Source organism: Psychroserpens sp. BH13MA-6 (assembly GCF_052983595.1).
Genome location: NZ_JBRJGE010000009.1, coordinates 1 through 14,259 on the forward strand (window position 1 = coordinate 1; position 14,259 = coordinate 14,259).

Below are 14,259 nucleotides of genomic sequence, written 5' to 3' on the forward strand. Positions count from 1 at the left end.
AAATATACAACCCTTTTTTTCTTACAACCAAAACTTTTTTGCTCTTTTTTTTCCCCTTTTTAATATCACACAACTACAAACCCTTATTTACAGTACTTTACAACCTAAACTATAAAAAGAAATTCTTAATGACTCATTTTTACACTCTAAAAATCTTTCGTTTATATTATACATTAATATATATTGTATGTCATTATTTTAGATACTATCTTTGCCCCTTCAATTATTGATAACGATTATGATAGATATTACGTTGCCAGATGGCACCATAAAAACCTTTTCAGAAGGTACGACTCCAATGGAGGTCGCTAAAGATATCAGTGAGGGATTTGCTAGAAATGTGATTTCAGCAAATTTCAATGGTAAAACTATAGAAACAACTACACCATTGACAGAAAATGGATCACTCATTTTATATACATGGAACAACGAAGAAGGAAAAAAAGCGTTTTGGCATTCTTCTTCACACGTCCTAGCACAGGCCCTTGAAGAATTATATCCAGGTGTTAAATTATCAATTGGACCAGCCATAGAGAACGGCTTTTATTATGATGTTGATTTCAATGATCATACGATTTCCGAAAAGGATTTTAAAACCATTGAAAACAAAATGATTGAGATTGCCAGAGGAAAGCATGACTTCAATATGAGATCTGTTTCTAAGGCAGACGCACTTGCTTTGTATAAGGAACAAGATAACGAATATAAGGTTGAACTTATTGAAAATTTAGAAGATGGAAGCATCACATTTTGTGATCATTCTACCTTTACTGATTTGTGTAGGGGTGGCCATATTCCGAATACTGGAATCATAAAGGCCGTTAAAATTCTATCAGTCGCTGGTGCTTACTGGAGAGGTGATGAAAACAACAAACAATTAACGCGTGTTTATGGCATCTCATTTCCGAAACAAAAGGAATTAACTGAGTATCTTGAGCTTTTGGAAGAGGCTAAAAAGAGAGATCATAGAAAACTTGGTAAAGAATTGGAATTCTTTACTTTTTCACAGAAAGTTGGGCAAGGATTACCTCTGTGGCTTCCTAAGGGAGCTGCATTGCGTGAGCGCTTGGAGAATTTCTTAAAATCTGCACAGAAAAAAGCAGGATATGAAATGGTCGTAACGCCTCATATTGGTCAGAAAGAACTTTATGTTACTTCTGGTCATTATGCAAAATATGGCGAAGATAGTTTTCAACCTATCACAACACCAAAAGAAGACGAAGAGTTTTTGTTAAAACCTATGAATTGTCCACACCATTGCGAAATATATAACGCTAAACCTTTCTCATATAAAGAACTACCTAAGCGTTATGCTGAATTTGGAACTGTGTATAGGTATGAGCAAAGCGGAGAGTTACATGGCTTAACTCGTGTAAGAGGTTTCACCCAAGATGATGCTCACATTTTTTGTACACCGGATCAATTAGATGAAGAATTTAAAAATGTGATCGATTTGGTGCTTTACGTTTTTGGATCTTTAGGCTTCGAAAACTTTAAGGTTCAAGTATCCTTGAGAGATCCAGAACATCCTGAAAAATACATTGGTAGTGACGAAAATTGGAAAAAAGCTGAAGACGCTATCTTAAATGCCGCCATAGACAAAGGATTAGATTATGTGGTAGAAACTGGAGAAGCTGCCTTTTATGGCCCAAAATTGGATTTTATGGTAAAAGATGCCTTAGGCAGGAATTGGCAATTAGGTACCATTCAAGTGGATTATAACCTACCCGAACGCTTTGATCTTACTTACAAAGGCAGTGATAATGAGCTTCACCGACCAGTGATGATTCATAGAGCTCCTTTTGGAAGTATGGAACGTTTTGTAGCCGTATTATTAGAACACACTGGAGGAAATTTCCCTATCTGGCTCGTGCCAGAGCAAGCGATTGTACTATCATTAAGTGAGAAATATGAAAAATACGCCGAAAAAGTTTTAAATTTGCTAGAAAATCACGAAATTCGCGCCCTCGCTGATAATAGAAATGAGACCATTGGTAAAAAGATCCGTGAAGCGGAAATGAACAAGATACCATTCATGCTAATTATTGGAGAGAACGAAGAGCAAGAAAATAAAATTTCTGTGCGTCAACATGGTGGTCAAGATTTAGGCATGATTAGTGTAGAAGACTTTGCGAATATTGTTGAAACAGAAATAAACAAAACATTAAAAACATTTAAGTAAGAAATAAGTTTAACTAAAATTATATAAGCCATAGCAATACGTAGAAGACAAAACTCGAGAAGAGTTGTAAAAGAGGATCAACACAGAATTAACTCAAAAATTAGAGCCGAAAAGGTAAGACTTGTTGGTGATAATGTAGAAGTTGGTATTTATTCAATTAAGGATGCACTCTCCATTGCAGATGAGCAAGGATTGGATCTTGTTGAAATTTCACCAAAAGCTGATCCACCTGTATGCAAGGTTATGGATTATAAGAAGTTTCTTTATGAACAAAAGAAGCGTGAAAAGGCACTTAAAGCGAAGGCTTCTAAGGTGACTATTAAAGAGATTCGTTTCGGTCCTCAAACAGATGACCATGACTACGAATTTAAAAAGAAACACGCTGAAAAATTCTTAAAGGATGGTGCCAAACTTAAAGCCTTTGTGTTTTTTAAAGGACGTTCCATAATTTTCAAGGAACAAGGTCAAATCTTATTATTGAGATTAGCCCAAGACTTGGAAGAATTAGGAAAGGTTGAGCAAATGCCGAGACTGGAAGGAAAGCGAATGACCATGTTCATCGCACCTAAAAAAGCAAAATAAGCTGAATCGTTCAGCGTAAAAATAATAAGCGAAACGTAAATAAAACTAGGAGAAAATGCCTAAAATGAAAACAAAATCAAGTGCTAAGAAACGTTTTAAACTAACTGGCACTGGTAAGATTAAAAGAAAGCATGCTTTTAAGAGTCATATATTGACAAAAAAATCTAAAAAGCGTAAGCTAGCTTTAACTCATGACACTTTGGTACACAAAGCAGATGAGGACAATATTAAATTGATGTTACGTTTAAAGTAACCTCATTTTAATCGGTTAAAACAATTTATAAACCCTGGAGTTAGGCAAAATTATTTAGCAAGTGTCGATAAGACCGCCTACTACAAAAAACAAATTTAAGAAATGCCAAGATCAGTAAATTCAGTAGCGAAAAGAGCCAGAAGAAAAAAGGTTCTTAAGCAAGCAAAAGGTTACTTCGGAAGACGTAAAAACGTTTGGACAGTAGCGAAAAATGCGGTTGACAAAGCGATGCAATATTCGTATAGAGACCGTAGAAACAAAAAAAGAACATTCCGTTCACTTTGGATTATGCGTATAAACGCTGGTGCAAGACAACATGGAATGAGCTATTCAAAGTTTATGGGTAAATTAAAAGCTAACAATATCGAATTGAACCGTAAGGTACTTGCAGATTTAGCTATGAATAACCCAGCAGCTTTTGAAGCCATAGTAAACAAAGTAAAGTAAGGCATTTGCCTAAACAATAACAACAATTCGCTTATAAACCGACTCAGAAATGAGTCGGTTTTTTATTTTATGCCATCTTCTTACTTAAATCTGTCGGTATAGAAAGAATAAGAGTGTCATTTTTTATACCTAACTTAGGTGTCATCAAAACTCATTTAATGACACGTATTCACTTAATCGCAACCCTATTTCTACTCATTGTCTTTATTACCTTTAGTCAAGATAAAAAAAGTAAATGGGAGACTTTACGATAGAGAAATTATGAATGAAATTGGTAACCATCCCAAAGAACATTCTAAATTTTACTGGGAAAACTCAAAATATAACCAAGCCTTTCGTTGGCATGAAGAGACCCAAAGTTTTAGTCGTGCCAACTGTGGTTGTCATGTTGGAGCCCATTAGACCTATGATTTAGTAATTGCTAATATTTTAAGTGAATCTTGTTTGCCTTTTAGCAATAAATCGCCAATTGTTTGGAATTGGAATTTAGGTTTGACTTCGATGTCATTAAACAGTTCCTCTGAGATTAATAAAGACTCATCGTATTTATTACACTCATCTTGAATGCGAGCGGTAGTATTGATAACATCACCATGAAATGCTAGTTCCTTTTTGATAGTACCAACTTGTGTAATGATTAATTTTCCACCGTGAACACCTGCCTTAAAAAAAGGAATTAAGTCATAATTCTTGAGGTAATATTTAGAGCGTTTGTTTAGAAGTTTGGCATAAGCAAAGTAAAGTTCCAGGCAGTTATTATTTTTAATCCCTTTTTGATATTTCCAGCTAATAACCGCCTCATCACCTACGTATTGATAAATTTCACCATCGTAACGATTCACAATTTTGTTAAGGTCGAAGAAACAATCTTGTAATAACTGACTATATTTATAATGTCCGATATCTTCAGCAATAGCGGTTGAAGATTTTAAATCGATAAACATAAAAATCCGTTTTTCTTCAGTAGGCTTTCGGTATTTACCGATAAGCATATTAAACAAAATACCTTTTCCAAATTTTTCATTGGCCAGCTTCAGAAATAAGAAAATAAATGAACACATAAAGAAATATCCTGTTGCCAGCCAAAACAGTGGACTATCTTTCCACCATCGTCTTTCATTAGGTAAATCAATATCCATATCATGTTCAATCAGTCTCAAAATAAGGGTAAATGAAAAGATCAACACTACGATATATATTGAAATCTTCAGGATAATAGCGATGCCTAAATAAATATTTTTAGTAATGAGTTTATCAAAAACAAACTCTATAAAGGCATAAAATAAGCCAACAATCACGCCAAGAATGACCCCAAAGTGCATCCACTCTGTTACTGGAACCACATTTTTTGCTTGCACAAAAGTTTCTCCTTGCTCACTTCCGTGTGCCACGAATCGAATTAATATAAAAACAGAAAAAGCCACAATCCAAAATAGAATTGCGAAAATCAGCTGCTTAAAAAATTGTTTAATACTATACATTCATTTTTATTTGGAGCTATCTATAATTTCGTCTACCGCAAATTTGAATTCTTCCCAGCTGATTTGCTCATCGCCGTCTTTATCATAGCCTTCTATTAGTTTCGATGATACCATACCGCGAATGAATCCACTAATCTCGGCTTGTTTCAGAAGGGCTACAATTTCTGTTTTGGACAAAGTGAGATTCTCATCTTTATCAAAAAACTTGAAAGCAGCCTCAGGTGATTCAAAATGGTTGGTGATTAATATTTCTATTTTCTTGAGTATTTTCTCTTTGGTAGACATTTTAGATGATAGGATTAGTTCTCTAAATGTATAAAAAATGCCATTCAAATGGTGATTGGAATGGCATTATATTTAACGGATTTGAACTACTAGACAACAATTGACCCATGATATATGCCTCAAATGGTCTTTAGCTTAAACCTATCCATCGGATAAGATTGTACAGAATTATGTTTTCTGTTTCTTCTTCTTAGCAGCAGGAAAAAGGACATTGTTCAGAATCAATCGATATCCTGGTGATGTTGGATGCAAGTCCAATTCTGTTTTAGGATCGCCTACTTTATGGGTATAATCTTCAGGATCATGACCACCATAAAAGGTAAAAAATCCTTTTCCTTTAATACCGTGAATATATTTGGCTTCACCGTTAGTCTTGTTTTCACCCATCACTAAAACATTGGATTTTATTTCCTCCCTTGTGAACGAGGTGGTTTGTCCCATAAATCCTTTTACCAAAGCGGTATGATTTTGACATAGCATGGAAGGAATGGGATCCCATTTTGCTGAAAATTCCATAAGTGAAAAGTAATCGGTCATTTTTGGAATTCGTCGTTTTCGCGTCATATCTATGGACGAAAACTCATAGACATTAGGACTGGTTTCCAATAAAAAATCTTTAAACGCAAAAGTTCTTGAATAATCGATTTTGTTTTGATAGCCTGGATCACTACCGTCGCCATCGAACATAGGTTCGCAAATATCTACACCGTCTGCAGATAAAGCGATATCAAAACTATCTGTAGCACTACACATGGCAAACATAAAACCACCTCCAATAACATAATCCCTGATTTTTTGTGCTACCGCAAGTTTTTCCTCAGACACCTTATTATAACCAAGGCGTGCGGCTAATTCTTCTGCTTCTTTTTTTTCTTGAATATACCAAGAAGCTGAGCGATATGCTCTATAAAACTTTCCGTATTGTCCTGTAAAATCTTCATGATGCAAATGCAACCAATCATAAAGTAGTAATGCATCATTCAGTACCTCTTCATCATATACCGTTTCGTAGGGAATCTCGGCGTAAGTAAGAACCATGGTTACCGCATCGTCCCATGGTTGCAATCCTTTAGGCGTATAAACGGCTATTTTTGGTGCTTTTTCTAGAACAACCGCCTCCATGTTTTGGGACGGACTCGCAATCATATTGAGAATTTCCTCAGTCTTACTATCTGAAATCACTTCAAAACTCACCCCTCTAATTTGACATTCTCGCCTAATTTCTTCAGAATCTGGTAATAAAAAAGAACCTCCCTTATAATTTAGCAGCCATTTAACTTTTAGTTGCTTTTCAAGGGTCCAATAAGTCACTCCGTAAGCTTTGAGGTGATTATCCTGTCCTTCCGCATCCATCGGAATCAAAATATAGGAGGCATAAGATGGTAATGCTATGAGTAATAAAAACAATATAAGTAGTGGCTTTTTCATTCTAATTCAGTCATTTTTTACAATTGAAATATACTCAAAAATTATTCCTAAGCTAAAGGGTTTAATATAGTTTTATGTTTTTTTAAGTAAAATCTATTGTATTAAGTTAACGCCAATTCTTTCAAACGATTGTAATAAGGCTGACATTCCTTTAATAAGGGTTTTAGATGTTCAGGAAATGCTTCCGTCTTGGGTTGATACGTCTCGAAACCCGATGAATTATGCACACTCTGATACCAATATTTTGCCCAGACTCCGTCTTCTTCACGTTTAGATGGCTGCCATGTTAACATTCGTTTATCAAAAGTAATCCCTGTCTGCTCACATAATTGAGTTAAGACGCGTTCTGGGTTTAGCAGTACATTTTTAGCATCCAATACCACATAAGCTATCTTATGTTGTTCGAAATACTCTAACAAATCAATATGCATTTTATAACCCACGTCATACATGTTGGGATGACTTATGACTTTATCAAATGAAGGCAACATGTCTCTCGGGTCTCTTGTAAGAATAATATTGGTCATGTGTTTCATGAAACTTCTATCCAAATCTAGAAGATGATGGGTCATGTTTTTAAAAAATAAGACGGGTTTATCAGCTGTATTCATCATCAGCTCTACCACCTTTGAACCATCATTTTCCATAGTATTCAAAATAGTTTCTGCACCTGGATGATATGCTTTTGCCTCAGAATTTCTGAGATAATAGGCATACAAAGGTTCATCAAAAACCTTGGTGTCTAACCTTTGCGCAAAACTGTACATCAAAGCCGTAGAAATATTTCTAGGTCCAGACCAGAGTGCGATTCGATTGATGTTATTGTGTGGCATCTTGGATAGCTTCAGTAATTAAGTTTTGATATAGTTGGCTCAAGGTCTTAGTCATTTCTCCAAAAGTTCCAGATCCAATCGTTCTACCATCAATCTTCGTGACAGGCGTTAATCCGCCAAAAGTCCCAGTCACAAATGCTTCATCTGCGCCATACACATCAAATAGCGAAAAGTTCTTTTGATGACAAACAATTTGGTGCTTTTGACAAGCTTCAATGACTTTCGCCCTCGTGATTCCATTCATACAGTATTGACCTGTAGAAGTCCAAACTTCGCCATCTTTGACCATAAAGAAATTAGTAGCATTACAAGTAGACACAAACCCATTCACATCTAACATAAGTGCTTCATCGGCACCTGCTTCTATGGCTTGTATTAAGGCTTGAACTTCATGAAGTTTACTATGGCAATTAAGCTTAGGGTCCAAATAATCTGGAGACCCTCTTCGGATGCTGCTAGTAAATAAGGTAATTCCTTTATGCTTGCTTTCTTCGGAAGCTTTCTTATACTCAGGGATGATGACCAGATTCGGTCCTGAAATGGTCAATCTCGGATCTTGAGATGGTGTTTTCTTAATACCACGTGTGATCATAATTCTCACATGAACATGATCGTTCATTTGATTTTCCTTTAAGACGTTCCATATGGTCTGAGTGAGTTCTTTTTTTGAGAATGGTAATTGCATGCCGACAGTCGCAGCGGCAGTCCACATACGATTGAGATGTTCGTCCAAAAATACAAGAACACCTTTGTGCAAACGCAAGGCTTCCCAAATACCATCACCTACCAAATAACCGCTATCAAAAACAGAAATCTTCGCATCTTCACGATGATGGAAGCTGCCATTGATAAATATCTTTACGTGATTATTTCTATCATCAGCTTCCGCATTATGCGTTCCATGAACCATACCATATGTTTTAAATTTACATCGGTAAGATACTTAAAAAAGTGTAGGTTTAATAGCTTATTTGAGTGGTTTGACCTTCCGTTCAGGACCAGAGAGTAAGGACGCTAAAACTCTAGTATTCGGAAATTGTTCCAAGATAATTTTCACAAAAACCGTAATAGGTATCGCCATAATCAATCCTGGAATTCCCCAAATAAAACCCCAAAGCATCAACATGATGAGTACTGTAATGACATTGATGGAGAACGATTTTCCCATAAAAATAGGCTCCAATATAGCACCAAATAAAACTTGAACACCCGTAATGGATATGATAAAGAAGAGCAAAGTACTCGTTGGATCCAACTCTACAAACGCAAAAATTGACAGTAAGATGACGGAAATAAACGATCCTACCATTTGAACAAAATTGATCAGAAAGGCAAAAAGACCCCAGAAAATAGGGAAACTAACATCAAAAAAGACGCAAGCTAAACCCGTAAAAATTCCTGTAAGTAGACTGACTAGGAACTTTACTTTTATAAAAGTTATCAAGTCTTTTTCAATCTTCATAAATGCCTTTATAGACGTATGCTTCTGCTTCAAAATGGTATTGTTCAACACCTTATGCATATTGATTGATTCGGAAAGCCAAAGAATCGTAAAAAAGGTAATCATTAGGATATTCGTTAAAAACTTTCTTACAAAATCAAAGGTCGTCCCAATATTATCCCGCTCTAAAAATTGTCCGAGAAAATTTCCATCAGTATTGTACTCCACGCCAAACTTATTTTGCATATACAACATCAGGTCGTTAATCTTTACTTCAGCCTTTCCAAAGAATCCAGATTGGTTGGATAATATTTGCTTACTTGATAATTGTACCAATTCTATACCTATCAAAACACCCATAACTATCAGGGCAATAACAATTATAATACTAATTAATCTCGGCACATTTCGACGTCCTAACCAACGCATAAGCGGTAGAAACAACAATGCAATAAACATGGAAGAAATCAATGGAATAAAAATAAACGACAAAATCTTTAGTAGATAAAATACTAAAGGTACAACCATAAAAAGCAGTAGGATATTTGTGGTACGTCGTTGTTCTAACATGAGGCAATCGTTGTTTTAGCTGAAACGCAAATTTAAGTTATTAAGTTGTCTTAATATCTTAAAAAATCTTAAAATGGTACATCATTATCATCTTCTTCAGATGGACCGAAAGCATCATTAGCCGAAGGGAAGTTCTCCGGTTTAAACGTATCATCGTTGGCTGCAGCGTTCATTTTTGAATGGAATTCACCGAACGGTGTGTCAAAATCGTCAAGATTATCGAACTTACCAAGGTGTCCGATAAATTTCAATCGGATATTTTCCAAACCACCATTTCTGTGCTTTGCAACGATAAATTCACCCTGTCCTTCTGTTGGTGAACGCTCTTCGTCATCCCATTCTTCAATTTTATAATATTCTGGACGATAGATAAAACTCACGATATCCGCATCTTGCTCAATCGCACCCGATTCACGTAAATCAGATAACAGAGGACGTTTGCTTCCTCCACGAGTCTCTACGGCACGTGATAACTGTGATAATGCGATAACCGGAACATTTAATTCTTTGGCTAATGCTTTTAGATTTCGAGAAATCATCGAAATTTCCTGTTCACGATTTCCGCCTTTTTGACTGCCTCCTGCGGTCATCAATTGCAGATAATCAATCATGATCATTTTGATACCGTATTGAGATGCCAATCGACGTGCCTTTGCACGCAAATCAAAAATTGATAAGGATGGTGTATCATCAATAAATAGTGGTGCCTTTTCTAAAGTTTTAACCTTGACATTTAATTGCTCCCATTCATGCTTTTCTAATTTACCAGTTCTTAATTTCTCTGAAGACAGCCCTGTTTCCGAAGAAATCAAACGGGTAATTAACTGTACTGAAGACATCTCTAGCGAGAAAAACGCCACTGGAATATTAGTGTTGACGGCAATATTTCTTGCCATAGTAAGTGTCAAAGCCGTTTTACCCATACCTGGACGTGCAGCAACAATGATCAAATCACTTGGTTGCCAACCTGAAGTTAATCTATCAAGTTTGGTAAATCCAGTTGGTATACCACTTAAACCTTCCTTATTAGAAATCTCTTCAATTTTCTTTTTAGCTTGGATCACCAAACTCTGAGCTGTTTCGGTAGACTTCTTGACGTTACCTTGTGTGACTTCGTAGAGCTTCGCTTCTGCATTGTCTAATAAATCAAAAACATCCTTGGTTTCATCGTACGCTTCTTCAATAATTTCATTAGAAATTTTGATGAGACTACGCTGAATGTATTTTTGAAGAATGATTCGCGCGTGAAATTCTATATGCGCTGATGATGACACTCTCTGGGTCAATGAAATAAGGTAAAAATCACCACCAACCAAATCCAATTTGGCGTCCTTTTTCAGTTGACTAGAAACGGTTAATAAATCGACGGGTTCACTATTTTCAAATAATTTGAAAATAGCTTCGAAGATATGTTTATGTGCTTCCTTGTAAAATGCATCCGGACTTAAGATATCGATGACTTCATCAACACCTTTTTTATCAATCATCATTGCTCCAAGCACAACTTCCTCTAAATCAATAGCTTGAGGTGGTATTTTACCTTTCTCTAAGCTAATAATCGTACTTTTATCGACCTTATAGCCTTGCATTTGGTTTGGTTGTTTCATAACTGCGAATGTAACTAAATTGTCAACTAAAATTGAATTTTACAAATTTTCAATCTTAACAAGTCATCAACAATTTAACTGTTAATAACTTGATTATATTGTTAATAGCAATAAAAAAAACCGAAACAGATTGTTTCAGTTTTTTAAATGCGCTGAATCATAAGGATTAGCCTTTAAAAACACCCATGCCTAAATATTTATCCATGCGTTGAGCCACCAAATCTGTTGGTGATAAGTTTTTAAGTTCCTCATAATTCTTTTCGATAGCCTTTTTTACAGATAAGAAAGTCGCCTCTCTATCATTATGAGCACCACCGAGTGGTTCTTTGATAATATCATCTACCAATTTCAATTTTTTCATGTCTGGCGCTGTCAGCTTTAATGCTTCTGCAGCTTGTTCCTTATATTCCCAACTTCGCCATAAAATAGAAGAGCAAGATTCTGGTGAAATAACAGAGTACCACGTATTTTCTAACATGAGTACTTTATCTCCAACACCAATTCCTAAAGCACCACCAGAAGCACCTTCACCTATAATTACCGTAATTATAGGCACTTTTAAACGTGTCATTTCTAGAATATTTCTAGCAATGGCTTCTCCTTGTCCGCGCTCTTCCGCTTCAAGGCCAGGATATGCACCAGGAGTATCAATTAAAGTAACCACCGGAATTCCAAACTTTTCAGCAGATTTCATCAAGCGCAATGCTTTTCTGTAGCCTTCAGGGTTTGACATCCCAAAATTACGATATTGTCTGGTTTTAGTATTATAGCCTTTTTGCTGACCAATAAACATATAAGATTGATCGCCAATCTTTCCAAGACCACCAATCATCGCTTTATCGTCCTTTACATTACGATCGCCATGCAATTCCAAGAAGGAATCACCGCAAAGCGCTTTAATATGATCTAAGGTATAAGGTCTATCTGGATGTCTGGACAGTTGTACGCGTTGCCAAGGTGTCAAATTCTTATAAATTTCCTTTTTGGTTTCAACGAGTTTCTTTTCTATTTTCTTACAAGTCTGAGTCACATCTACTTCACTCTCCTCTCCTATCAATTGGCATTTTTCGAGTTGCTCTTGTAATTCTTTAATGGGTAATTCAAAATCTAAATATTCCATTGAAATATTGATTTAATTCTTAATTAGTGGTTAGTTAGTCAGTGCAAATATAAAAACTTTAATTGGGTTTATTTGTTAAGATCTTTCGCTTTTTAATGGGCTTTTTAGTTTTTAGGAACCCATCAGCTATAACGGTCGCTAATATCAAAAATGCGCCATAATAAAATTGTGAACTCATCAATTCTGTATCAGGAAATAGCAACACTGCCATGGCTATCCCATAAATAGGTTCCAAATTATAAGTAAGCATAACCGTGTATGGACTCACATACTTCATAACCTTGACCGATCCAATGAAGGCATAAGCGGTGCAGACAGATGCCAAAATAAAGAGATAGATCCAATCCATAGTTTTCAATTCGAAAAAACTCACTGAAAACCCGTCATTGAAAATGATAATAAAAACCGACAAAAATAAGACACCACTAACGAATTCATAAAATGAAATCGTTGTTGCTGAGTGTTGTTGGATAAACTTTCCATTAATGACTGCAAACAATGCTGAACACAAAGCCGACACAAGACCTAATAAGATACCGTTCAAATAGTTTATTTCACTTTGTGTAATTAAAAACACCCCAATGATTACCAGTATTCCGAAGAAAATTTCGAACCAAATGATTTTTCGCTTATATATTATAGGTTCTATGAATGATGCGAAAAAGGCACCCGTAGAAAACATAGCTAAGGTAATTGAGACGTTGGATTGGTTAATGGCTTCAAAGAAGGTAATCCAGTGTAAGGCGATAATAATACCAGCACCAAAAAATTGTAGCTTCGATTTCAAAGAAACGTTGATATTCAATTTAACAACTTTAATATAACCATACATAAGCACACCTGCTATAAGCATTCTGTACCATACCAAGGCCGTTGAACCGATGGATATTAGTTCACCCAAAATAGCAGTGAATCCTGCAATAAATACCAGAACATGTAAATGGAGATAATTTTTAAGTTTAGCGTTTGGCATTGAATAGCAGATATACCGCTAAGATACCAAAAACAACATTAGGAAACCATACAGCGACAAGGGGACTAAAACTAGATTGTTCTGCCATGACACCAAACACTTTATCGAAGAAAACAAAAACCATCGCAATCGTAATTCCGAATGCTAGATTAACACCCATACCACCACGTCTTTTGATAGAAGATACAGCCACTGCAATAATGGTCAAAATGAACACAGAAACAGGTAAGCTCCACTTTTTATATTTCACTACGAGATACCTTCCAATATTTGAAGATCCTCTCATTCGTTCCTTCTCAATAAAATGAATCAACTCCTTGTATTGTAAGGTTTCCGCAATATACTCTACGGGTGTCAAATCTTCAGCATCAAATGGAAGAATGGTGTCTTTTCTTCTGGTCGTTTCAAGAATATCGCCTTGCTTTCCAAAGGTACGTTTTGTGTAGGTCATTAAACGGTACATGGAATCGTTATATTTTATGGAATTAGCGGTAATTTTATATTTCAGTTCATTATCCTCAAAATGTTCTAAGCTGAAATTCACACCTCTTTTACTCACTGGGTTAAAATTACTCACATAGATATAATCATGATCATTGATTTGCCTGTAAATATTATCCGTTTTAACGACTTCAGAATTATTCTTCAAGTATTTATATTTAAATTGATTGAAGCCTTTGCTTGCCTTGGGTGCTAAGTATAATCCCATTATTAAAGCGAAAACCGCAACAATGGTAGCGCCTATCATATAAGGCCTTAAGAATCTCCAAAATGAGACACCCGAACTTAAAAATGCGACTATTTCTGTATTGTTGGCTAATTTTGATGTAAACCAAATGACTGATAAGAACAAAAAAATAGGAAACAGAAGATTGGCAAAATAGATGGTAAAATCCAAATAATATTGTGCTACTGCTGGGAATGGAACTTCACGCTCTAGTATTTTTCCAATTTTCTCTGCGAGGTTCACCGTGATTCCAATTGGAATAAACAGTAGTAACATCATCAAGAATGTGAAGAGATAACGTTTTAATATGTACCAATCTAGTATCTTCAA

At 35.6% G+C, this 14,259-nt stretch carries 14 protein-coding genes; 4 read left to right on the forward strand and 10 right to left on the reverse strand.

What is annotated here, in order from left to right; genetic code table 11:
* The first annotated feature begins 238 nt into the window (after positions 1-238).
* The 4 genes from thrS to rplT all read left to right on the forward strand — a co-directional run bounded on the left by thrS (position 239) and on the right by rplT (position 3,464).
* Positions 239-2,182, forward strand: coding sequence for a threonine--tRNA ligase (gene thrS, locus ACU8DI_RS14365; protein WP_447113486.1), 1,944 nt, complete (start codon positions 239-241; stop codon positions 2,180-2,182).
* Between the two features lie 30 nt (positions 2,183-2,212).
* Positions 2,213-2,764: a translation initiation factor IF-3 gene (gene infC / locus ACU8DI_RS14370; RefSeq protein WP_447113529.1), complete on the forward strand. Its 552-nt coding sequence runs from the start codon at positions 2,213-2,215 to the stop codon at positions 2,762-2,764.
* A gap of 55 nt (positions 2,765-2,819) precedes the next feature.
* Positions 2,820-3,017, forward strand: a complete 198-nt coding sequence (gene rpmI, locus ACU8DI_RS14375; RefSeq protein ID WP_447113487.1) for a 50S ribosomal protein L35 — start codon at positions 2,820-2,822, stop codon at positions 3,015-3,017.
* A 102-nt stretch (positions 3,018-3,119) separates the two neighbouring features.
* Positions 3,120-3,464, forward strand: coding sequence for a 50S ribosomal protein L20 (gene rplT, locus ACU8DI_RS14380; RefSeq protein ID WP_447113488.1), 345 nt, complete (start codon positions 3,120-3,122; stop codon positions 3,462-3,464).
* A gap of 404 nt (positions 3,465-3,868) precedes the next feature.
* Here the strand turns inward: rplT and ACU8DI_RS14385 are convergent, their stop codons facing one another.
* The 10 genes from ACU8DI_RS14385 to ACU8DI_RS14430 form a co-directional block, all read right to left on the reverse strand.
* Complete coding sequence (locus ACU8DI_RS14385; RefSeq protein ID WP_447113489.1) at positions 3,869-4,945, reverse strand: adenylate/guanylate cyclase domain-containing protein; 1,077 nt, start codon at positions 4,943-4,945, stop codon at positions 3,869-3,871.
* A 6-nt stretch (positions 4,946-4,951) separates the two neighbouring features.
* A complete protein-coding gene (locus tag ACU8DI_RS14390) occupies positions 4,952-5,230 on the reverse strand; it encodes an EF-hand domain-containing protein (protein WP_447113490.1) in 279 nt (92 codons plus the stop codon).
* A 168-nt stretch (positions 5,231-5,398) separates the two neighbouring features.
* A complete protein-coding gene (locus ACU8DI_RS14395; RefSeq protein WP_447113491.1) occupies positions 5,399-6,658 on the reverse strand; it encodes an asparagine synthetase B in 1,260 nt (419 codons plus the stop codon).
* 101 nt (positions 6,659-6,759) lie between these two features.
* Complete coding sequence (locus ACU8DI_RS14400) at positions 6,760-7,491, reverse strand: sulfotransferase-like domain-containing protein (RefSeq protein WP_447113492.1); 732 nt, start codon at positions 7,489-7,491, stop codon at positions 6,760-6,762.
* Positions 7,478-8,401 (reverse strand): aminotransferase class IV, encoded by a 924-nt coding sequence (locus tag ACU8DI_RS14405; RefSeq protein WP_447113493.1) that lies wholly within the window; start codon positions 8,399-8,401, stop codon positions 7,478-7,480. Before ACU8DI_RS14405 ends, ACU8DI_RS14400 begins: the two co-directional genes overlap by 14 nt.
* 57 nt (positions 8,402-8,458) lie before the next feature.
* Positions 8,459-9,502 carry an AI-2E family transporter gene (locus ACU8DI_RS14410; protein ID WP_447113494.1) on the reverse strand — a complete coding sequence of 348 codons (1,044 nt, stop codon included), beginning with the start codon at positions 9,500-9,502 and terminating at the stop codon, positions 8,459-8,461.
* Positions 9,503-9,570: 68 nt separating this feature from the next.
* Complete coding sequence (gene dnaB, locus ACU8DI_RS14415) at positions 9,571-11,109, reverse strand: replicative DNA helicase (protein ID WP_447113495.1); 1,539 nt, start codon at positions 11,107-11,109, stop codon at positions 9,571-9,573.
* Between the two features lie 166 nt (positions 11,110-11,275).
* Positions 11,276-12,229: an acetyl-CoA carboxylase carboxyltransferase subunit alpha gene (locus ACU8DI_RS14420; RefSeq protein WP_447113496.1), complete on the reverse strand. Its 954-nt coding sequence runs from the start codon at positions 12,227-12,229 to the stop codon at positions 11,276-11,278.
* Between the two features lie 58 nt (positions 12,230-12,287).
* Entirely contained in the window at positions 12,288-13,202 is a 915-nt protein-coding gene (locus ACU8DI_RS14425) for a DMT family transporter (protein ID WP_447113497.1), read from the reverse strand.
* The gene (locus tag ACU8DI_RS14430) at positions 13,189-14,259 is read right to left on the reverse strand and encodes an LptF/LptG family permease (RefSeq protein ID WP_447113498.1); all 1,071 of its coding nucleotides are present in this window, start codon (positions 14,257-14,259) and stop codon (positions 13,189-13,191) included. The genes ACU8DI_RS14425 and ACU8DI_RS14430 overlap by 14 nt, the downstream gene beginning before the upstream one ends.

Coding starts and splice junctions, on each gene's coding strand:
- ACU8DI_RS14405 (WP_447113493.1), bottom strand. CDS start 8,401: ATGGTTCATGGAACGCATAATGCGGAAGCTGATGATAGAAATAATCAC.
- ACU8DI_RS14390 (WP_447113490.1), bottom strand. CDS start 5,230: ATGTCTACCAAAGAGAAAATACTCAAGAAAATAGAAATATTAATCACC.
- rplT (WP_447113488.1), top strand. CDS start 3,120: ATGCCAAGATCAGTAAATTCAGTAGCGAAAAGAGCCAGAAGAAAAAAG.
- ACU8DI_RS14395 (WP_447113491.1), bottom strand. CDS start 6,658: ATGAAAAAGCCACTACTTATATTGTTTTTATTACTCATAGCATTACCA.
- thrS (WP_447113486.1), top strand. CDS start 239: ATGATAGATATTACGTTGCCAGATGGCACCATAAAAACCTTTTCAGAA.
- ACU8DI_RS14425 (WP_447113497.1), bottom strand. CDS start 13,202: ATGCCAAACGCTAAACTTAAAAATTATCTCCATTTACATGTTCTGGTA.
- dnaB (WP_447113495.1), bottom strand. CDS start 11,109: ATGAAACAACCAAACCAAATGCAAGGCTATAAGGTCGATAAAAGTACG.
- ACU8DI_RS14400 (WP_447113492.1), bottom strand. CDS start 7,491: ATGCCACACAATAACATCAATCGAATCGCACTCTGGTCTGGACCTAGA.
- rpmI (WP_447113487.1), top strand. CDS start 2,820: ATGCCTAAAATGAAAACAAAATCAAGTGCTAAGAAACGTTTTAAACTA.
- ACU8DI_RS14420 (WP_447113496.1), bottom strand. CDS start 12,229: ATGGAATATTTAGATTTTGAATTACCCATTAAAGAATTACAAGAGCAA.
- ACU8DI_RS14410 (WP_447113494.1), bottom strand. CDS start 9,502: ATGTTAGAACAACGACGTACCACAAATATCCTACTGCTTTTTATGGTT.
- ACU8DI_RS14385 (WP_447113489.1), bottom strand. CDS start 4,945: ATGTATAGTATTAAACAATTTTTTAAGCAGCTGATTTTCGCAATTCTA.